Here is a 21433-nt window from a genome sequence, read left to right as displayed (position 1 = left end):
ATATGAACTGGAAACAAACGCTTTTCTGGTCTTTTTCGACAGCTGCTATTTTTTATTATTTCCTGCTTTTTGGCGTGTTTGTGTTTGTCGGTCAGGAGGAGATGCAATTGTTTATACCTGAGTGGTGGTATATCCGGGAGTTCCTTTTTCAGCCGGGAGGATTTTGCGCTGTCGCCGGGCAATGGATCATTCAATACTACCGGCAGCCTATGTCGGCGGTGGTTCTCCATACGGTTTTACTCGTTGGTTGCGGGTTTATGGTCTATAGGATCTTGCGTTGTTTTTCTGACAAGACCTACCTGCTGTTCCTTTCTTTATTGCCGGTCCTGTATCTGGTTAAGATGAGTATTCATGGGGAGTATTTGGTGGACGGGACGGTTGGCGTGGTTTTGATGCTTTTAGCTTTGTCGGTCTCGCTAAAGGTGCGGCGGGCGGGTTCTATTGCCGGATACGGAATTGCCTCTACACTTTTTTTATGTGGGCTGACCGGGCTTCTTTCGGTCTGTTACGCTTTCTTATATACGCTGTTAGCCTTACTCCGCTACAAAACGTCGCGGCAAAGATTGGCCGCCGCTGCCTGCTTGATCCCAGCGCTTTTTATCTATTTGTTTAGCGGATGGTTAGGGATTCCTGTACCTTTGTCTGATGGATGGATGCCGGAAGCCTATCTGGAGATACAGCGATTACCTCATTATTATATGTATCGTGTATGGACTTTCTTTACCCTTTCGATTGTCGGTGTTGCTTTATTTGCTCGCTTTGTTCCGGTGATTGACGAGAAGAGTAAATGGATGGATCGGGTAGCCCTTGTTGTTTGTCTGATCACGGCGCTGGTATCCATCCGGTTTTGCCTGCCGGAACCTTGGCATGCGCAACGCATGATGCTTGACGAGCTCTCTTTCTTAGCCCGGGAGAGGCAATGGGACGCCATTATTGATAAGTACCGGGGAAAGCAGATCTATAATTATGTTAGCTTAAACTATTTGAATATGTCGTTGGCCCATAAGGGAGAATTGGCCGACCGGATGTTTACTTTCGATCAGAAAGGAACGAAAAGCTTATGTGCCGATTGGAATCAGACCTTTTACATGGATCGTTTATTGAGCGATGTTCATTTTCTTGTTGGCGATGTCTCTTTGTCTGAAAGCTTTGCGATGGACGGATTTACGCAAGCCAAACGTAAAGGGAGTGCCCGCATGATGCAACGTTTCGTGCAAGTTTGTCTGATTAGGGGTGAGGTGGCGCTGGCCAAGAAATATTTGGACTTGCTTGCCGCTATGCCATTCTATAAAGATTGGGCTTGCCGTTATGCTACCTATCTGGTACATCCGGAATTAATGGATAAAGATCCGGAGTTGAGTGACAAATATATGCCTGTTGAGAAAAGAGATCGACTGAGTTTGTCCGTACCTGTCGATTCCTTATGGAGTGGATACAATCTTCCGGATCATCGGATCGGTTGGGAATACCGGGGATGTTATTATTTGTTGGGTAAGAAGCTGGATGCATTTGGCCGGTTCTTGGAAGAGACACCTTTCATGAAGGGGGAACCGATACCCCGGCATTTCCAAGAAGCCGGATTGTTGTTGGCGGACAAAGACAGTATATCGCTTTCCTCCTATTCCATACAGCCGGAGATCGTAGATCGATACCGGGAATTCAAGCAGGTTTTGGGACGATCTGCCAACCAAGTGGATGTGTCCTCGATGTATCGACAATTTGGAGATACCTATTGGTATTATTACTATTTCAAGATCTTTAAAGGAGAAGAACAATGAAGCGATTATCTATCTGTTGGATTATAGGTTGTCTTTTGGGACTTGTGGCTTGTAGACCGGAAGTTCCTGCGCAAGCGGAACAAGGAGAAACTGACGTGTTTCCGGATTACAGGGAAGTTACTGTACCGGTCAATATGGCCCCTCCCAATTTCAAGTTGGTTGATCAACAGCTACAGGGGATAACTCGGTTGAAAACTATGAATAGGGAGTTGATAATCGCAGCCGATCATGGTGTTTTCAACCTGCCGGAAACGGATTGGAAGGTCTTATCGCAGGACGCACAAGGAAAACAAATAGATGTGACGGTTTATTTTCGAGAACCTCAAAGTGATTGGAAACAAATGAGTTTCCCTATCTATGTGTCAAGAGATTCCGTTGACGCTTATTTGGTGTATCGCCGTATTTTTCCCGGATATCGGATGTGGAACGAGATGGGGATTTATCAACGATGTGTTGAAAACTATGTTGAAAAGTCTATTCTTGATAACCAATCGACAAATAATAGTTGTATGAACTGCCATGCCTTTTGTGAGCGACAAGGGGAACAAATGCTTTTTCATCAGCGGGGTTCTCATAATGGGACTTACTTGATTGATCATCGGCAGGTAAAGACGATTGCGTTGGAACGGGACGGTAAGCCGGCTTCGTTCGTTTATCCGTATTGGCATCCATCCGGCCGGTATGTCGCTTTTTCTACCAATGAGACCCACCAAGACTTCCATCTTTCCGATGAGAATCGGATTGAGGTATATGACGTGGAATCGGACGTGCTGATCTATGACACGGAGAAGGAGAGGGTATTCAGTTCGCCATTATTGGCTTCCATGGCGTGTTATGAGACTTTTCCCACTTTTACTCCGGATGGTAACTATCTGCTGTTCTGTTCGGCGGATTCTGTCTGTATGCCGGAAAATTATCGGGATGTCCGGTATAACCTGCTACGAGTCGCTTTTGATCCGGAAGACGGTTCGATTGGAACCCAAGTGGATACCTTATATAATGCGAGGGAAGCGGGCCGGAGTGTTAAGTTCCCGAGAGTCTCCCCGGATGGGAAGCGGCTACTTTATACGGTGTCCGATTATGGCAATTTCTCTATTTGGCATAAGGATGCGGATTTGTATATGCTGGATCTGTCTACCGGGGCAATCGATTCTTTGCCGGAAGTGAATAGCCCGGATGTAGAGAGCTATCATTCTTGGAGCGGCAATAGTCGTTGGTTTGTCTTTTCCAGCCGCCGGGACGATGGGCTTTTCACACGCCCGTATTTGGTACATGTGAATGAGCGGGGGCAGTGCGGTAAACCTTTCTTGTTACCGCAAGCATCTCCGGATTATTATGAATGCTCCCTGTTCTCGTTTAATGTTCCGGAATTTATACATACTCCGGTTATAATCTCGAAGGAAAGGCTGGTCGAGGCTTCACGAAAAGAAGACACTACGACCATTAAACATATCGAGGGCATCTAATTTTTCACTTCTTTGTGCCGAAGGTATTTATAAAAGTCGTACTTTTGCGCTAAAATCAAAACGATGCGAAAAGTTCATTTGATCTCCGTAACCGAACCTTTGGTTTTAGATCTAGCCCTAGCACTTCGAGAAAAAGGATATGAGGTAAGCGCTTCCGGTTGTGGTCTGACTGAAGAGATGATAGGAAGACTTCATAACGCGGGCTGTACCTGTTATGGGGATGGGTGGTTTCCGGAGAAATTAATAAAAGATATTCACTCGGTGGTTTTGGGTGCTAAAGTAAAGCAAGATAACCCGGAATTATTGCGTGCGAAGGAATTGGGGATGTTAATCCAATCTATTCCGGAATTTATATTTCAACGGACTCGGTCGAAAACTCGGGTTGTTGTGGCGGGTAGTCGTGGAAAGAAGACAATTATTTCCATGATGGTCTGTGCGTTGCGTCGGCAAAAGTTGGCGTTCGACTATGCGTTGACTAGCAAGGTGGACTCGCTTCCGAATCGGGTACATTTGAGTTATGAGGCACGTATCGCTTTGATCGAAGGAGATGAGCATATCACCTCTGCCTTGGACAAGCGTTTCCAATTGGAATTCTATCGTCCGCATATCGCCATCCTGACGAATTTATCTTGGTCTACCGAGACGGATCATGCGACTCCGGAGGCCTATTTATCCACTTATCGGTCTTTCTCCGTTTCTATTGAGCGGGAAGGGAAATTGATTTATTTTGGAGGTGATGATACTGTCAGTCAGTTGGCAGGGGACGTCCGGAGCGATATCACCGCTATCCCTTTTGAGGAACATCCGGTCGTGGAGAAAGACGGGCAGACTTTTTTGCATACTCGCTACGGAGACTATCCGGTACGGATTCCCAATCGCTATTTCTTGATCAATCTGAATGCTGCACGTTTGGCTTGCCGGCAGTTAGGCGTTAAAGACGCGGATTTTTATCAAGCGTTATCGGAATATAGTTTATCTTTGCCGATATGATAATAGCTAGACAAAAAAGAAAAGAGAATATCGCTGAATATCTGCTTTATATGTGGCAGGTTGAGGACTTGATCCGGGCGAATAAGTTCGATATGGATTCGATCAACCGCACGGTGATCGCCCATTACGACCAGCCCGAGGAGGTGAAGAAGGAAATCGCTCAATGGTACGAGGAATTGATCGAGATGATGCGTAGCGAAGGGGTGATGGAGAAAGGTCATATCCAATTGAACAAGAATGTGATTATTACTTTGACCGATTTGCATCTCCGTCTTTTGAAATCTCCGAAAGAGATGGTTTATAGCGCGGCTTATTATAAGACGCTTCCTTATATCGTACAGCTCCGGGCTAAATCGGGTGGAGAGGATCTGCCGGAGCTGGAAACTTGTTTCGCTGCCGTATATGGCTATCTGCTTTTGCGTATGCAAGGGAAAGAGGTGAGTGCGGAGACGTTAGAGGGTATTAAACAAATCAGCTCCTTCTTGGCGTTGCTCGCCGAGAAATATCGGGAAGATATGAAAGGGGAACTTAAACTAGAGGATTAATAATAGATATAGACATGAAGACAGTTTTGGTAACCGGAGCGAACGGTCAATTGGGAAGTTCTATCCACGCTCGTATCAGCCAGTATCTCGGCTATAATTTTCTTTTTACGGATATAGATACGTTGGATATTTGCGACAAGGAGGCCGTCCGGAAATATGTCTTGGAAAATGATGTTCAATATGTCATGAATTGCGCCGCTTATACAGCGGTGGATAAAGCGGAGGAGCATGAGGATTTGTGTATGCGCATCAACCGGGATGCGGTACGGAACTTAGGTGAGGCCGCTCATGCCGTAGGTGCGAAGGTGATTCATGTATCTACCGATTATGTGTTCGATGGAACGAGTTGCCGTCCTTATCTGGAAAGCGATGCGACTTGTCCTGTTTCCGTATATGGACGTACGAAACTGGCGGGAGAGCAGGCCTTGATGGAGGTGTGTCCGGATTCCGTGATTATCCGTACGGCTTGGTTGTATTCCGAGTATGGAAACAATTTTATGAAGACGGTATTGCGTTTGGGAAAGGAGCGGGATGAGTTGCGTTTCATATTCGACCAAGTGGGTACGCCTACTTATGCCGGAGATTTAGCGGTCGCTATGCTTACCGTGCTGGAACGTGCCGAGGCGGGTAAATTTATACCGGGTATCTATCATTTCTCGGACGAGGGGGTGTGTAGCTGGTATGATTTTACGGTAAAGATCTTGCAAATAGCAGGTATGAATAACCGGGTGATACCCATAGAGACCAAGGATTATCCGACACCGGCCAGCCGCCCGCATTATAGCGTATTGAATAAAGGTAAGATAAAAAGCTCGTACGGACTGACGATTCCCCATTGGGAGACTAGCTTGGCCTACTGCATGAATAACAAAGTGTAACTGATAACAATATATACATATAAAATAGAATGAGCCAGTATTCAGAAGAGATTGAAAGAAGAAGAACGTTTGCCATAATCAGCCACCCGGATGCCGGTAAGACTACGCTTACCGAGAAATTATTGTTATTTGGTGGCGCTATCCATGTAGCGGGAGCGGTGAAGTCTAATAAAATCAAGAAGACTGCCACGTCCGACTGGATGGAGATTGAGAAGCAACGCGGTATCTCCGTAGCTACCTCCGTAATGGCTTTTGATTATTCCGATCATAAGATTAATATCTTGGATACACCGGGCCACCAAGATTTCGCCGAGGATACGTTCCGTACCTTGACGGCGGTGGATAGCGTTATTATCGTAATCGATATCGCCAAGGGAGTAGAGGCGCAGACTCGTAAGTTGATGGAGGTTTGCCGTATGCGTAAGACTCCGGTGATCGTTTTTGTCAACAAGATGGACCGTGATGGTAAAGATCCTTTTGATTTGCTGGATGAGATAGAAGAAGAATTACAGATAAAGGTACGCCCATTGAGCTGGCCGATCGATATGGGACAACGTTTCCGGGGCGTATACAATATTTTTGAGCAGAAACTGAACCTATATACCCCGAGTAAGCAATATGTGACGGAGAATGTGGAATTCAAGGATATCACTAGTCCGGATCTCGAGACTTATATTGATCCTACGCAAGCTGCGAAGCTTCGTGAGGATATAGAGTTGATAGAGGGGGTTTATCCCGAATTTGATGTGAATACGTATTTGGATGGGGATATCGCTCCGGTATTCTTTGGCTCCGCTCTGAATAACTTCGGTGTGAAAGAGCTATTGGATTGCTTTATTCGTATCGCTCCCTCGCCACGTCCGATCCATGCGGTAGAGCGTGTGGTAGACCCGAATGAGGATAATTTCACCGGCTTCATTTTCAAGATCCATGCGAATATGGACCCGAACCATCGCAGTTGTATCGCTTTTGTGAAGATTTGTTCCGGTCGTTTTGAGCGTAACGCGAACTATAAGCATGTACGCTTCGGTAAGATGATGCGTTTCAGTAGCCCGACGGCTTTCATGGCTCAGAAGAAAGAAGTGGTGGATGAGGCGTTCGCGGGTGATATTATCGGTTTGCCGGATACCGGGAACTTTAAGATCGGGGATACGTTGACTTCCGGAGAGGAATTGCATTTCAAGGGATTGCCGAGCTTCTCGCCCGAGATGTTCAAATATATAGAGAACGCCGATCCGATGAAGGCAAAGCAATTGAACAAAGGTATCGAGCAATTGATGGACGAGGGTGTCGCCCAGTTGTTTACCAATCAATTCAATGGCCGGAAGATTATCGGTACCGTGGGACAATTGCAGTTTGAGGTTATTCAATACCGCCTGTTGCATGAGTATGCCGCTCAATGTAAATGGGAGCCGATCAGCCTATATAAGGCTTGCTGGATCGAGAGTGATAACCAAGAGGCATTGGAGAATTTCAAGAAACGTAAGGCGCAATATATGGCGTTGGATAAGGAAGGCCGTGATGTTTATTTAGCGGATTCCAGCTATGTATTGATGATGGCCCAACAGGATTTTCCGGATATTAAGTTCCATTTTACATCAGAGTTCTAATATGAAAAGTCAATTCTCCATTCTTTGTTTACTTGTTAATATCTTGTTGATAAGTTGTGAACAGGCTCCCCAATACTATGAGGTATCCGGAAGGCTTCATACACCTTATCATATTAAGTTTGAGCATACTAAACCATTGGATAAGGAGATTGACGAGCAGTTGAAATATTTCTACCACCTGTTTAATGCTTTTGATTCTACTTCGGTAATCAGTCAGGTAAACCAGAACCGTGACATACGGGTAGATACGCTCTTCCAAAAAGTCTTTAAGAAGGCGCTTGAAGTGTCTACTGAGACAAATGGGGCCTACGATGTGACTTGCGCCCCGTTGATCAACCTTTGGGGGTTTGGCTTCAGTCGGAAGGATAGCGTAACGCCTGCCCATATCGACAGTGTCCGTCAGTTTATCGGTTTTCAGAAAGTTCGTTTAGAAGGGGATCGCATCGTGAAGGACGATCCTCGCTTGATGATGAACTTTTCTTCTTTGGCGGATGGAACGGTTTGCGATATGATAGCCCAAATGCTGGAGAAGAAAGGGGTCCGTAATTATTTGGTGGAGTTTGGTGGCGAGATGCGTGTGAAAGGCGTGAATCCCTCGGGCATGGATTGGCGCTTAGGGATCACGAAGCCTACGGATGACGCTGCCGGCATGAATCAAGAACTCGAGCAGATCGTTAGCTTCCCTAAACCGTTAGGAATGGCTACATCAGGTAATTACCGTAATTTTTATATAAAGGATGGACGTAAATACGCCCATACGATCGACCCTCGTGAAGGTTGCCCTGTACAGCGGGATATCCTTAGCGCTACGATCGTCGCTCCGGATGCCATGACCGCTGATGCGTATGCTACCGCGTTTATGGTCTTAGGCTCGGAGGAGGCTAAGTCCTTATGCGCTAAAGTGCCGGGTCTTGAATATTTTATTATTTGTTCCGATTCGATAGGAGACGGGTATCATCCGGAATACTCTGAGGGCTTTCGCCGATATCTGGTGACTGCCGATAAATAATCGATTTATTTATAAGCTGTTAAGATGTTGTTCTTAGAATAGGCATTGTAAGATCTTTATGATGCCCATTCTAAGGAGCTTATAATGCCCATCGTAAGCATGCTATAATGGGCATTGTAAGAAAGGTCTGTTTATAGGATGGATTTGATCTCTTCCAGAGAGCGGACTGTATGGGTCGGGGTGAATCCATCGGCAGGTAATCCTTCCGGATTCAACCATATCTGGTCGATCTTGGATTGGTAAGCCCCAATGATATCAGCTTCCCAGCTATCCCCGATCATTAAGCTCTCGGACCGGCGTGAGTTCGTGTTCTTTAAGGCGAAGTCGAAAATACCTTTATGGGGTTTTTGTATATTAGCGTCCTCGGACAGGATCATCCGTTCGAAATAAGGGGCCAAGCCTGCGTTGCTAAGTTTCTTGAATTGTACCTCACGGAATCCATTGGATAAAATAAATAACCGATAGGAAGGGCGGAGATATTCCAGTAATTCAATGGCTCCGGGCACTAATCGGGTTTTGGTGGTCGTGCGTTGCAAGAAATCATTATTTACCGATAAGACGGTTTTCTTATCCTCTATTCCTAACGGACGAAGTACGTAGAGAAATCGATCCAAGATTAAGGTTTGCCGGTCTATTTCCCCCGAACGGTATTTGGCCCATAAGTCTAGATTATGAGGCATATAAATATCAAAGAAAGCCTCGAAGGAGGCATAATACCGATTAAAGTGGTAATCGGTATATAGCTCTTCAAGGCATTCTTTATTGTTATGGTACGTATCCCAAAGGGTATCGTCCAAATCGATAAATATACTTTTATAAATCATTATCCAACTTCGATCACTAAATACTTGCCTAGGCTCCAGAAAGCCTTCTCGTCATTTATTTTCAAGGTCAAGTTTCCGTCTTCATCCTCTACGAACTCATAAGATCCTTCCGGATGATTGGATTTTAGTTTAGCCTTGCTTGCGAACAAAGGAATTTCTTTTACCTCACGGATATCGATAGAGATGAAATAATCCTTGTTGAAACCACTCTGCAATACTTTAGATTTAGAGAACAGGCCACCACCGGATAAGATCTTCTGTTCCTTCAATTCCTTGGAAGTACCGAAACAGTAGTAAGCCGTGTGAAGGGCTTTATCTTGAGCGTTCAATTTCTCGGATTGAGCGGCTGCGGTAGTAGCCAGACTTTCCACATCCTCATTCAAGGAACTTACCATCTCGTCCAATTCTTGGATACGTACGTTCTTCTTTGCCAAATCCTCTTGCAAAGCGACAATCATCGTTGCCTTTTGATCCAGCTCGGAGGAAAGACGATCGATCGTCTTTCGTAATGCGGAAGATTGAATACCGCTTTTCTTCAATTTCTCCTCCAACTGGCTGATTTGCTCCTTGTTCTTCTTCAAGGTCTCGCTGATCAATTGCATGTTCTGCTTGATTTGATCTCTGCGTGACTGATTTAGCTCACCGCCGGTTTGTTGTTGGATTGTCAAATAATTCTCGGCATCACGTATAGATTGAAAATCAGATTCAATATCATTTAGGGTGGAGAGCATATCATTAAGCTCATCCGTGTTCTTCGTATTCTCGATACGTAGAGAATCGTTCTCAGCCTTTAGTTTCTTGTAATCCGCTGAATTTTGGCCACAAGAGGCCAGCATGGCTGTGCAGACACATACTAATAATACTTTCTTCATGTTCTTTTTGCTTGTTAAGTTAAACATCTTTTTCTGTCTCTTTGTCCTTTTTATCTTTTAAGCCTGCTAATACAATAACAATCTCACCCCTTGGTTCGTTCACGGTAAAATGCTGAATTACTTCTTCTAAGGAGCCTCGTACGGTTTCCTCGTGTAATTTGGAGATTTCCCGGGATACTGATACTTGGCGGTCCGTACCGAAAAACTCGGCGAATTGCGTCAAGGTCTTGAGCAGACGGAAAGGTGATTCATAAAAAATAATAGTCCGGTATTCCAAAGCCAATTCTTTTAGCCGGGTTTGCCTTCCTTTCTTTTGAGGGAGAAACCCCTCGAAACAGAACTTCTCATTGGGTAATCCGGATGCTACCAAGGCGGGCACGAAAGCCGTAGCTCCGGGCAGGCACTCTACGTCTACCCCTTGGCGAACACATTCCCTCACCAACATGAATCCCGGATCGGAGATGGCTGGCGTACCAGCATCGGAAACAAGGGCGATATTTTCGCCTCCCTTGATGCGGGCCGCGATTTGCTCCACCGTCTTATGTTCATTGAACTTGTGGTGGGACTGCATCTTGTTCTGTATCTCGAAATGTTTCAGCAAGATGCCGGTCGTACGGGTATCCTCCGCTAAAATAAGATCAGCTTCTTTTAGCACACGGATCGCCCGGAATGTCATATCTTCCAAGTTACCAACAGGGGTTGGGACTACAGTCAATTTTGCCATATCATATATTTATGAGAAGCGTTTTTCCAATAGCTTGATGAAATCGGCTACGGAAGCGTCTTCTATATTCCAGTTCAACACCTTGTTCAGATAAGTGACCGATTCCTCGTACGAGCTAAGATCGTTCAGGTCTGCGATCGCCTTATTCATTTTCTCCTCATTTCCTCCGAATAATTCCCTTCTGAAGCGGAAACGATCATTTAAACTGAATGCCTTACGGAAATCAGAAAGATTCTTTTTCTCCAATATATCATTCAGTGAAATACTGGATTTATCCGCTAATATAGTTTTATGTGGAATCTCTATCTCTTTCAAGGGGATTGTCTCTTGTACGATCTTTTCTTCTGGGATCACTTTTTCGACAATTGGTTCTACTACGATAGGTTCCTCAACGACCGGTTCTTGTACCTGTACGACCTCGATCGTAGGGGATACTTCCGGAGCCGGTTGCACCTCCGGCATCTGTAAAGGTTTACTTACGGGAATAGAATCGATAAGTCGTTGATGTTCTTCCATTTGTTTACGCAAAGCCTCTAACTGAAACTCCTCCAGCGTATGAAGCTCCTTCAATACCTTGTGGGTCAACTGGAAGGTCTGGTTGAAGAAAGAGGCGGGATAAATTTCCGCGTCCCTCATTCCGGCTACCAACTTCTCCAGCTCCCTGATATCGATCAATAGATAATCTATTTTTTCCTTGTTTGCCATTTCTATATGTTTTTCAGATGCTATAAATCATCCGGACATACGTATGTTTTGCAACAAAAATAAGTATTTCTTGTCAATGTTGCCAGTTTCGATCTTAAAATATTGTAAATCATTCGACGAACTCGTCCGGTAAATTCACCAGATATAGGTGATGGGTCGCCCGGGTAAAAGCCGTGTAGAGCCACCTATAGAAATCCTCACCAAGCATTTCCTCCGTGATGTAACCGATATCGAGAAAGACGTTCATCCATTGGCCGCCTTGGGCTTTATGGCAGGTTACCGCATAAGCGTATTTTACTTGGACGACGTTGTAATGAGGATCTACCTTCATCTTTTTCATTTTTCCCGCCTTGGTAGGAATGTCCTCGTAATCTTCCAATATGGTGTAAAAGAGCTTGTCGTTTAGCTCCTTAGGGAGGGCGGGGGAGTCGGTCTGTAAAGTATCCAATAGGATTTTCAAATCGATTTCCAGATCATAATCTTGAAAACGAGCCGTGATGTCGGCAAAGCGGAAGCCATACATCTCCGTGACACGGCGTACCCGCATGACTTGAATGATCTCTCCGTTCGCTATAAAGTCCATCTCCTTACAATTCGCTGTCCAATAATAATTGTTCTTCGCTACCATTAAACGATCGCCGGACGATAGCTCTTCTTCCCTGTATAGGATACGGTTACGTATGCCGTTATTATAAATCGTTGCTCGTTTATTCGAGCGGGAGATAATCATTGTCTCTTCCATACCGTCGCGGCTATAGGCGGAAGATATTTCCTCAATTAGCTCATCTCCATTGACTTTCGTGAAATCGGAGAAGCCTTTTAATTGTAATTTCGGAAAGATCTCGACCGTGTGGTTTCGTAGTGCGTCTCGTAGCCGGGTCGCGTTGAACAGGATTCCCGAGTCCTCGCTTTGGCGTACGACTTGAGTTAACGCTATCTCCCAAACCTGTAGGTTGTAACCCCGTAATATCTCAGGATTCAAGGCGGGACTCTCCGTTTGCATTACCGGAGGAAGCTGTGCGACATCTCCCATTAGGATAAGACGGCAGTTTTCCCCGGAATAGACATACTGGATTAAATCGTCCAACAGGCGTCCGGAACCAAAAACAAATGAATCCAATCCCTCGTTGGCGATCATAGAAGCCTCGTCGACGATAAAAAGTGTATCTTTATGTAAATTATCTGCCGGCATGAAGCCCGTCGGCTCATTGGAAAACGCCCGTTGACGATATATTTTTTTATGAATTGTATACGCTTTTTGGCCAGCGTAGCCCGAGAAAACTTTGGCTGCTCGTCCGGTTGGAGCCAACAAAAACGTTTTTTGCTTTAGTTCGTTAAGCGTTTTCACCAAAGCCCCGACCAGAGAGGTTTTTCCGGTTCCTGCGTAGCCTTTCATCAGTAGAAGGCTGTCCGGTTCCTCTGACAAGAGAAATTCGGTAAGCGTATGAAGCGCTAAAAACTGATCATCCGTCGGTTTATAGGGGAAATTTCGTTCGATTTGCTGGCTTATGTAACTATTTATCATTTTGATCGCAATAATTTTCGCGATAAAGGTAGTGTATTAAATATTCTTTTTTAAATTTGCCGAACGAAATAAATTCAAAAAACAATACAAACCATGAAAGTTACATTAAAGATTTTATTAGCTGCCGCAGTTGTACTGCTAGTTTACATGTGCTACAAGAGCGTCACTGGTCCGATTGAGTATGATGATCAGAAGACTATTCGTGACAATGCGATCATCGCCCGTTTGATTGAAATCCGTAAGGCTCAGATCGAATACAAGAACATGTATAAGACTCATGCCGGAAGTTTCGACGATTTGGAGAAATTCTTGAATACGGATAAGTTGCCGTTCTTGATCAAGGAAGGTGTATTGACGGATGAGCAGTTGGAGAAAGGTATGACAGAAGCAGAGGCTGTTAAGAAAGGTTTAATCAGACGTGATACCATGTGGGTATTGGCGAAAGATACTTTGCTGGGTAAGAACTATGATGTAGCGGCTATGCGTTATGTTCCGGCCGTTCCGGGTGAAAAGATTACTTTCAAGATGGATACGGCTACGTTGAAATCTGGTTCGGGTTATGAGATCAAAGTATTCGCTTGTGAGGTTCCTTACAAAGAATATTTGCGTGACATGGATGCTCAGTTGACTTATAACTTGATCGACAAGGCAGAGAAACAAGGTAAGTTCCCGGGATTGCGCGTAGGTTCTTTGGAAGAAATTAATAACAACGCAGGTAACTGGGAATAATCAGCGGCTCATATGACTATCAGCATTCCTGATACGTTAACTACTGATAATTCGGAAAAGTATATAGTGTCCATCCGGCTTCGGTCGGGTGGACTTTCTTTTTCCGGGTATGATCCCTCGGCTGGAGGAAGTTTCTTTTATCGGGAAACGGAATTCGATCGGGCGGTCTCTTTCATTTCTTCCCTTAAGGAGTTTTTCTTCGCTCATGAGTTTCTTACGTGGACTTATAAACGGATTAACGTGATCTGTGTATCTCCGGAATATAGCTTGGTCCCTGATAATTATTGGGGGGACGGTAAGGAAGGGCGTTTATTGGATTTCAGCTTTTCTACACTGGAATTGCATTGCTTAACCGATACTTTAAAGGAACAACAGGCTAAGTTGGTGTTTGGTGTAGACGAGGAGGTTTACGAATTTTGCTCCCGTTCTCTTTTGCATCCTTTTTTCTCCCACTACATGACTTCTCCGCTAACGCTATGGACAAAAGAAAGTAGTGCTAGCTTACCCCGGCAAATGTATGTCGTGATAGAACGAAAGCGGATGGATGTGGCCTGCTATGCTCAAGGGAAACTCTTATTTGTGAACTCTTACCCGATCGACCAATCGGACGATATAGTATACTATATATTATATGTATGGAAACAGGCGGGATTGAACCAAGAAAAGGACCAGTTGCTTTTAGCGGGGGAATCTTCCTTGCGAATGCGGGTTCTGGAGCGATTGCGAGCCTATTTACGCCATGTTAAGCCGGTGGAGATCCCTTCGGAAGCCTATTTGTTGGGAACGGATGTAACGAAAGCCCCTATGGATTTAATATCTTTATTAATATGCGAATAATAAGCGGTATATACGGTCGTCGGCGTTTTGACGTGCCCTCTTCGTTTAGCGCACGTCCTACGACGGATTTTGCGAAAGAGAATATTTTTAACGTAGTAAATAATTTGGTGGATCTGGAAGGCATGGATGCGTTGGATCTTTTTGCCGGAACCGGAAGTATCTCTTTTGAGTTGATCTCACGAGGATGCCGGAATGTAACCGCCATAGAGAAAAATAACGCTCATGCCTCTTTTATAGCCAAGGTAGCGAAAGAGCTGAAGACGGATGCATTGGCTCTGATTCGTGGGGATGTTTTCCGTTATTTGAATTCAGCCCCTAAGCAAAGTTTCGATTTCATCTTTGCCGATCCCCCGTATGCCTTGCCGGAGCTGCCGGAAATACCCGCCTTGGTTTTCGAGCGTGATTTACTAAGGGATGGAGGGATATTCATCATGGAACATCCTAAGACCAATGACTTCTCATCTTTGCCTTATTTTTATCAGCACCGGGTGTATGGCTCCGTGAACTTTAGCATCTTCCTTAAAGAAGGGGAGAAAACAGACGCATAAATGATTCCGCCATGCGTTGCTTGAGGGGGCGCTTTAACCAGCGGGAAGGGATCAAGCGCTCACAGTGATGCATGTCGTGTGTAAAGATCCGTTTCATTTGCAGGGCGAATTCCTTTTGATATACGAAAGCGTTAATCTCGAAGTTATGCTCAAAGCTACGGAAGTCCATATTGGCGGACCCGATGCTTGTCAATGCGTCGTCGGACACGACTAGCTTGGAATGCAAGAAGCCCGGTTTGTAGAGGTATACTTTTACGCCGGCCTTTACCATCTCGTCGATAAAGGAATGACTGGCCATATTCGCTGAGCGTGTATCGGAACGCTTAGGCAGCATCAAACGAACATCCACTCCCCCTAAGGCGGCGGTTTGCAACGCTTGGTTCAATCCTTCGGTAGGCAGGAAATAAGGGGTTTGTATAAAGATATACTTCTTGGCGTTGGCGATCATGAAAATGGTCGCTTGCAACAAAGTTCTCCATTGACCTACCGGACCGCTAGTGGCGATTTGCATAATATTATCGCTATAGATTTGGGCGGCCGGATAGTAAATCCGATCGTTCAAGAGTTTTTTACTAACCACGTACCAATCGATGAGGAATACGGATTGAAGCCCGTGCACTCCTTTCCCTACAAATTTGAAATGCGTATCCCTCCATGTGCCCCAAGAGGTTCCCTTATCGTATCGGTCGGCTATATTCATGCCTCCCATAAACCCGACTTTACCGTCTATCACGATAATCTTGCGGTGGTTCCGGTAATTCACCTTACTGGTGAAAACGGGGAACGCTACCCTCAAGAACGCATATACCTCGATACCCGCTTCCTTCATTTCCTTAAAGAAGCCGTCTTTTACATTCCAGCAACCCACATCATCATAAAGTACACGTACCTTCACACCTTCTTTTACTTTCTTGATAAGGAGTTGTTGCACCTGTTTTCCTATCTCGTCATCACAGAATATATAATATTGTATATGGATATGGTGGGTCGCTTTCTGGATCTCTTCCAGCAAGTCTTTGAACTTATCGGTACCATTCGTATAAATCGTGATTTGTGTTCCGTATAGGAGGGAGGATTGGTTGGTGTTAGTCAACAAGGTCGATAAAGGTTTATAGGGGTCCGGAACTACGCAGGCGTCTTGAGGTAATTTACCCTTTTGCGGCCTTTTCATGATGCGTTTATAGGTACGCCTCGATATGATCCGTTGTTTCCGGTTATCTTGTCCAAAGAAGAAATAGAAAAGCAGTCCGATACCGGGTGCTAATAATAAGACGATTACCCAAGGAATTGTCTTTAACGGATTCCTATTCTCTGTAATGATAACTAATACCAGTCCTAATATAGTGACGCTATACAATATGATAAATATCGTACCAACGATTAACTGTATATGAATGGCTGCTAACATGAAACTCTCTCTTTGCTATAATCTGCTATAATTTGCTAAGATAAGAATGCTTTCCGAGAATAGCAAATTTCCGTATTCTTTTTGGACTGTATAGAAGGGCCAAAAAGTAAGTTAACTTAAATGGCAAAGTAAGCTAACTTAAATGCCCGAGTAAGTTAACTTACTTTGCCAACGAAGCTAGCTGACTTTGGATGCGGGGTTATGTACATCTTAAAATAATGAGGTCGTTCTCTAAATATAAAGTGTCATTTGTTGATTTTGGCGCAGGCTATTATGAGAAGTATCTATGATAACAATAAAAATATTTAGATTGAAAACGACTGTAAAAAACGATCGTTTCAATTAGTCGTTTGCAAAGGTAGGCATTTCTCCGAGACCGGCAACCTTTTCCGATTAAATTTTGTCCTGCTATATATCTTCTTCTCAACAGGATAGATTAATCAAAGTGTCACGAATATGACAAAAGAGCATCATCTTTTTACTTTCTAAAAAAATGCAAGATCTAAACGATCGTTTTCACTAGTCGTTTTTTATGTGGAAGGGTAAGAATAAGAAAAACAGTAAACCAATGATAACTTGGAATCAAACTCTAGAGATATGAATAGAAAGTCTTCTATACGAGCCATTTTACTCCGTAAGGAATGCCTTTTATTCTTTTTGCTACTATTGCCTATGTTTACAAAGGCCCAATATAATAAGGTATATGCGGATATCACCGCAAATATGCTGGTCGATATGGGTTTTGAGAATGTTGTCTGGTCGGAAGACGAGAAGGAGAGAGTGTATGTCTTGGAGAATACCCCTTGGCGTTTGCAGGGTGTGGGACTGGCCCATGCCATAGACCGCATCCAGAAAACAGGCTTGCCGGAGAAGGGCAAATCCTGCCGTATCGTCGTATTGGATAATAATATACCGCAGATCTCATTGATCTATACGGCAAATCCGGACAGCTTGAAGGCGGCTCCCGGCTCCTATGCGGCCCGTTCCGCCTGGGATGCTACTTACGATCTGGGCGATAGCTGGGATAAGGTGAAGAAAGAGTACCGTATGAATAGCTCCTTATTTAAAGTAGACGTGGTGGTTTATCCGGAGTTGTATCTGAAGAACCTCATTATCACGCAAATCTACCAAGTATTATTCAACCTCTCGCCTGCGATCGAGGTCTCTTTCTGGAATGGGATGAAGCTGACGGCGCAGATGGTGTTTCCTATATATAATGATGGATATGGAAAGCGGATGGATAAGATTCACCCGGGAACAATCGCTCTTTCTCAATCATTCCGCTTACCGATGCGTACGTTTGCGAGAGTAAGCGTAGGGTTGTTTGATTCGGATCGCTATGGTATAGATTTGAAGGCGGTACATTATTTCAAGGATGAACGTTTTTCTGTGGAAGGGCGGATTGGTTGTACCGGGACGGGGTATTGGAATGGGTTCGAATTTCATTATGGTAAGCATCAACGAATCACTTGGTCGTTGGGGGGGAGTTTCTACTGGCCAAAATACAATACGCAGATATCGTTGAAGGCGGAACAATATTTATTGCATGAGGTTGGAGGACGAATCGACTTGATTCGTCATTTCCGATATTGCTCGATTGGTTTCTATGCGATGAAGGCGCAAGGTGCTTTGAAGAATGGAGGTTTTCGCTTCCAAGTGGCTCTTCCTCCCTATAAATACAAACGTAAATATGCAAGGGTGACAACTTCCGACAATTGGGGTATGTCTTATAATGCCGGAAACGAACGGTATTATTATAAGAACTATTATGCGTTGCCGGAAGATAACATGATGAAGCAAAATCAATTCAACCCGTACTTTATAAAGTCGGAATTACTCAATTTTTAAATAGTTTTATTATGAGAACAATTACAAAGTTACAGACCTTATTGGTCTTGTTTTTGACAACAGCCATGATCGGTTTCGCTGGCTGTAAGGATGACGATGGGGATGTGCCTGGGCCTACTCCGGGCAATGAAGCCACTTATGCGATCAGTGGTAAAGTGACAGACGTGGACGGTGCTGCTATGGCGGATGTGAATGTCGCGTTATCTGGAGCTAAATCAATGTCCGCTAAGACTGCTGCTGACGGACAGTATACTTTCGACTTGGGAAAGAATGCTGCCGGAGCCTATAAGGTGACTTTCTCTAAAGAAGGTTATATCGAGAGAAGCTATGATATAACCGTTAAGAAGGTAGAATCCGGCTTGGGTGAGAATATCCAGAATGCCGTGATGGAAAAGGGAACAACTCCCGAGCCTACGCCGGAATACAAGAAGGCGAAGTATTTCTTGACCGTTAGCGTGAAAGACGAGGCTGGAAAAGATATTACCGCTTCCGATCTTTCAGTGCTCGTTAAATTAGGTGACAAGGAAATCGCTAAGGAGAACAAGGCTAGCTTTGAGTTGTCTGACGTGGCAACGGGTACGTATGATATTACCGCTACGGCTTCCGGTTATGAGAAGACAGTCGCTAAAGTTGTTGTTTCTCCGGTTGAGGACCAAGAGAAGGCTGAGGGTGACGGTGATACATTTGACGTGAAGTATCCGGCTAATTTGGTATTGAAGGCTTCTACGCCTACTCCGACAGGTCCTTCTTATATTGTGGAAGGTGATGTTAAGGATGTGAATGGTAAAGCTGTTAATGCGACAATTACTTTGTCGGGCGCTTTAACAAAGATGATTTACCGTTCTGGGTTTGAGACTCAGACTGTGACAGGCTCTCATTATCGTTTTGTAATTCCTCAAGATGCTGTTACGGCTCAAATGAGATTTACAATTCGTGTTGTCGCAGAAGGATATGCCGCATATTCTTACAACTTTACTTTGGATGAGCTGAAACCGGGTGAGACTGCGAATGTGATCGCTGATTTCCATTTGACACCTGCTACACCGACTCCAGATCCGACTCCAACCCCAGACCCAACCCCAGATCCCGATCCTGTAACTAAGGGCGGAGAGGTTTCTAAACCGATTACAGAGGTGAATCCGGAAATCGGCGTTGAGCAAGTAGGTAAGGTCGAGGAAAAGATTGAAGCTAATCAAGAGAAAAAGGTCGAGGTAAAAGATGAGACAGGAAAGACAGTAGAGGTTGCTGTAAAGATACCGGAGGCTGTTGCGGATAAATATGAATCTGGCGCAAATGTGGCTGTTGCCAATCCTGAGACATTCGCTGCAAGTTTGGGCAAGATTGAATCTGTAGTAGAGGACAAATCTGAGGTTGATGAAATTTCATTCTCTACCGAAGGTTCTAATACAGGTGTTGTTATCGTGACTCCTAATAACACTACGGAGGATTTCTCTATTAAACGTGATGCTACGGTGGAATTAACGGTTAATAGTGAGAAAGCAGCGGAGATTGAGACTGGAACGGATGCTAGCACAGTAGCAGAAAGCGGTTCTCCAGCCGCAGCTGTTACCCGTATTTATACAGGAAAGCCTGACGGTACGGTTATTATTCCGGCTATGGTGATTAAAGCTTCCGCTCCTGCGGACTTCAAGAACGTATCCGATATGCCTCTAAACCTTCTGTATAAGAATGGAGATAATTGGGTAGTTGATAAAGATGCTAAAGTAGAGCTTAAGAATGGCCAATTGAATATCCCTGTAGCTCACTATTCTCAATTCAGCGCAGGTTTATTGATGGCGGTTAAGACTACAACCGCTCCTTCTGATAGTACGTTCTTTATCGAGAAATCGGAGTTTGGAGAATACAACAAGATGGTTTCGGTAGAGTTTACTTATAATGCGACTTTCTTAAATAATAAAGATTTGGATAAAGCTGTCCTTTCAGTTCCGTATGGAAATGCGGCTAAGGATTATTTGAAGAACTGCTTAGGCAAGAAAATCAACGCTGATGGTGGTCTGATCTCTTTCAAAAAATCATATGACGTGAAGGTCGACGAAGGCATGACTCTTAAGGGTGTAAACATTACTGTTAAGTATGCGGCTAAAGAATATGTTGTCTACTATCTGAATAAAGGTGGTTCTTTGGAATCGGTATCTGTTACGGTGTTGAGCGTGAAAGAGGCTAATCCTGCTCCTCTTTATGAGCAAAGCCACGGACATGGCCATGGCAATGGAAACAATGCCGGAGGCGGTATTTTTGGTAAATAATCAACAAGAAGACTGACCTCCCTATAAATAATGTTGAGCCGGAAGTTTATAAGTAAACAAAGAAAAATGAAGAAATTACTCTTATTGATCATATTCTTAAGTTGCTGGACCTTACTTCCGGCTCAATTATCTTATGGCACGACAGGGCTATTGCATGCTCCGTCCGCCGATATGCAAAAGGACAAGACCGTGATGCTTGGCGGAAACTTCTTGCATCAAGAGCTTACGCCTCCCAAGTTTAATTTTAATACGTGGAATTATTATTTGAACGTGACGATCTTCCCGTTTCTGGAAGTAGCGTATACTTGTACGCTGTTTACGGCCGAGAGCCTTGGATTGGATAAGCATGGCTATTCCGGATTCACGAACCAAGATCGTTATTTCTCCGCCCGCTTACGTGTGTTGAAAGAAAGCAAATACATCCCCGCTGTCGTGCTGGGGACTTCGGACCCTTTTACGTCATCCGGGCATAAATTCGCTTCGGCTACGGGAAACGGCTATTTCTGCCGTTATTATCTGGCCGCTACCAAACATTTTCAGCTGGGAAGGGAAACCTTAGGCGTTCATTTATCCTATCTGTATAACCGCCGTGAGGATTATCCCTTGAACGGTGTGGCGGGAGGTATCACCTACAATCCTTCATTCGCCCCGCATTTGAACGTCATAGCCGAATACGATTCGAAAGACTTCGCTATGGGAGCCACTTACCTGCTATTCAATCATATACATTTTCAATTCGAATTGCAGCGAATGAAATATTTCTCCGGTGGACTATGCTATAAGATTTATTTGAGATAAAAAGAGGTTCAGCCTTTGTCCGTTTTTAATCCGCTTGGAGGCGAACGGTTAGGCTGAACCTTTTTATATCTT

Annotated in this window: 19 protein-coding genes; 13 read left to right on the top strand and 6 right to left on the bottom strand. The window is 44.4% G+C overall.

What is annotated here, in order from left to right; all coding sequences use genetic code 11:
* Window positions 1–2: 2 nt before the first annotated feature.
* From ACESPU_RS11770 to ACESPU_RS11740, 7 genes are all read left to right on the top strand, one after another.
* A complete protein-coding gene (locus tag ACESPU_RS11770; protein ID WP_373133373.1) occupies window positions 3–1778 on the top strand; it encodes a DUF6057 family protein in 1776 nt (591 codons plus the stop codon).
* Window positions 1775–3244 (top strand): PD40 domain-containing protein, encoded by a 1470-nt coding sequence (locus ACESPU_RS11765; protein WP_121773458.1) that lies wholly within the window; start codon window positions 1775–1777, stop codon window positions 3242–3244. Before ACESPU_RS11770 ends, ACESPU_RS11765 begins: the two co-directional genes overlap by 4 nt.
* A 63-nt stretch (window positions 3245–3307) precedes the next feature.
* On the top strand, window positions 3308–4234 hold the full coding sequence (locus tag ACESPU_RS11760; protein WP_373133372.1) for a UDP-N-acetylmuramate--alanine ligase: 927 nt from the start codon (window positions 3308–3310) through the stop codon (window positions 4232–4234).
* Window positions 4231–4779 carry a DUF4924 family protein gene (locus ACESPU_RS11755; protein ID WP_005861320.1) on the top strand — a complete coding sequence of 183 codons (549 nt, stop codon included), beginning with the start codon at window positions 4231–4233 and terminating at the stop codon, window positions 4777–4779. Before ACESPU_RS11760 ends, ACESPU_RS11755 begins: the two co-directional genes overlap by 4 nt.
* Window positions 4780–4793: 14 nt before the next feature.
* Window positions 4794–5657, top strand: coding sequence for a dTDP-4-dehydrorhamnose reductase (gene rfbD / locus ACESPU_RS11750; protein ID WP_087343679.1), 864 nt, complete (start codon window positions 4794–4796; stop codon window positions 5655–5657).
* Window positions 5658–5686: 29 nt separating this feature from the next.
* Window positions 5687–7267, top strand: coding sequence for a peptide chain release factor 3 (locus ACESPU_RS11745; RefSeq protein ID WP_005866938.1), 1581 nt, complete (start codon window positions 5687–5689; stop codon window positions 7265–7267).
* Window position 7268: 1 nt separating this feature from the next.
* Window positions 7269–8276 (top strand): FAD:protein FMN transferase, encoded by a 1008-nt coding sequence (locus ACESPU_RS11740; protein WP_057325994.1) that lies wholly within the window; start codon window positions 7269–7271, stop codon window positions 8274–8276.
* A 131-nt stretch (window positions 8277–8407) separates the two neighbouring features.
* On the opposite strand, the gene ACESPU_RS11735 is transcribed toward ACESPU_RS11740, so the two are convergent.
* The 5 genes from ACESPU_RS11735 to ACESPU_RS11715 form a co-directional block, all read right to left on the bottom strand.
* Entirely contained in the window at window positions 8408–9100 is a 693-nt protein-coding gene (locus ACESPU_RS11735) for a YjjG family noncanonical pyrimidine nucleotidase (RefSeq protein ID WP_005866942.1), read from the bottom strand.
* Window positions 9100–9972: a hypothetical protein gene (locus ACESPU_RS11730; RefSeq protein ID WP_005861330.1), complete on the bottom strand. Its 873-nt coding sequence runs from the start codon at window positions 9970–9972 to the stop codon at window positions 9100–9102. Before ACESPU_RS11730 ends, ACESPU_RS11735 begins: the two co-directional genes overlap by 1 nt.
* 19 nt (window positions 9973–9991) lie before the next feature.
* Window positions 9992–10696 (bottom strand): 16S rRNA (cytidine(1402)-2'-O)-methyltransferase, encoded by a 705-nt coding sequence (rsmI, locus tag ACESPU_RS11725; RefSeq protein ID WP_005861332.1) that lies wholly within the window; start codon window positions 10694–10696, stop codon window positions 9992–9994.
* Window positions 10697–10705: 9 nt separating this feature from the next.
* Window positions 10706–11401 carry a hypothetical protein gene (locus ACESPU_RS11720; protein WP_057325993.1) on the bottom strand — a complete coding sequence of 232 codons (696 nt, stop codon included), beginning with the start codon at window positions 11399–11401 and terminating at the stop codon, window positions 10706–10708.
* 109 nt (window positions 11402–11510) lie between these two features.
* Complete coding sequence (locus tag ACESPU_RS11715; RefSeq protein ID WP_005861336.1) at window positions 11511–12926, bottom strand: ATP-dependent RecD-like DNA helicase; 1416 nt, start codon at window positions 12924–12926, stop codon at window positions 11511–11513.
* A gap of 93 nt (window positions 12927–13019) precedes the next feature.
* Here ACESPU_RS11715 and ACESPU_RS11710 point away from each other — a divergent pair, with 93 nt between their 5' ends.
* The 3 genes from ACESPU_RS11710 to ACESPU_RS11700 are packed head-to-tail and all read left to right on the top strand — an operon-like array spanning window position 13020 to window position 15040.
* On the top strand, window positions 13020–13655 hold the full coding sequence (locus ACESPU_RS11710; protein ID WP_005861338.1) for a hypothetical protein: 636 nt from the start codon (window positions 13020–13022) through the stop codon (window positions 13653–13655).
* A 12-nt stretch (window positions 13656–13667) separates the two neighbouring features.
* Window positions 13668–14492 (top strand): DUF3822 family protein, encoded by an 825-nt coding sequence (locus ACESPU_RS11705; RefSeq protein WP_122378445.1) that lies wholly within the window; start codon window positions 13668–13670, stop codon window positions 14490–14492.
* A complete protein-coding gene (locus ACESPU_RS11700) occupies window positions 14483–15040 on the top strand; it encodes an RsmD family RNA methyltransferase (protein ID WP_005861342.1) in 558 nt (185 codons plus the stop codon). The genes ACESPU_RS11705 and ACESPU_RS11700 overlap by 10 nt, the downstream gene beginning before the upstream one ends.
* On the opposite strand, the gene cls is transcribed toward ACESPU_RS11700, so the two are convergent.
* A complete protein-coding gene (gene cls, locus ACESPU_RS11695) occupies window positions 15012–16448 on the bottom strand; it encodes a cardiolipin synthase (protein ID WP_158532577.1) in 1437 nt (478 codons plus the stop codon). The two genes, ACESPU_RS11700 and cls, sit on opposite strands and share 29 nt — an antisense overlap.
* Window positions 16449–17045: 597 nt before the next feature.
* Between cls and ACESPU_RS11690 the strand changes: the two genes are divergently transcribed.
* The 3 genes from ACESPU_RS11690 to ACESPU_RS11680 all read left to right on the top strand — a co-directional run bounded on the left by ACESPU_RS11690 (window position 17046) and on the right by ACESPU_RS11680 (window position 21361).
* Window positions 17046–18296, top strand: coding sequence for a hypothetical protein (locus ACESPU_RS11690; RefSeq protein WP_034527693.1), 1251 nt, complete (start codon window positions 17046–17048; stop codon window positions 18294–18296).
* Window positions 18297–18307: 11 nt separating this feature from the next.
* Window positions 18308–20563, top strand: coding sequence for a carboxypeptidase-like regulatory domain-containing protein (locus tag ACESPU_RS11685; protein ID WP_008780715.1), 2256 nt, complete (start codon window positions 18308–18310; stop codon window positions 20561–20563).
* A 66-nt stretch (window positions 20564–20629) separates the two neighbouring features.
* Window positions 20630–21361, top strand: a complete 732-nt coding sequence (locus ACESPU_RS11680) for a YjbH domain-containing protein (RefSeq protein ID WP_048927964.1) — start codon at window positions 20630–20632, stop codon at window positions 21359–21361.
* Window positions 21362–21433 lie beyond the last annotated feature (72 nt).

This window comes from Parabacteroides sp. 20_3, from assembly GCF_964238835.1.
GTDB classification, from domain to species: Bacteria; Bacteroidota; Bacteroidia; order Bacteroidales; family Tannerellaceae; genus Parabacteroides; species Parabacteroides distasonis.
The sequence above is the reverse complement of the archived record's forward strand: the minus strand, read 5'-3'. Positions and strand labels throughout refer to the sequence as shown.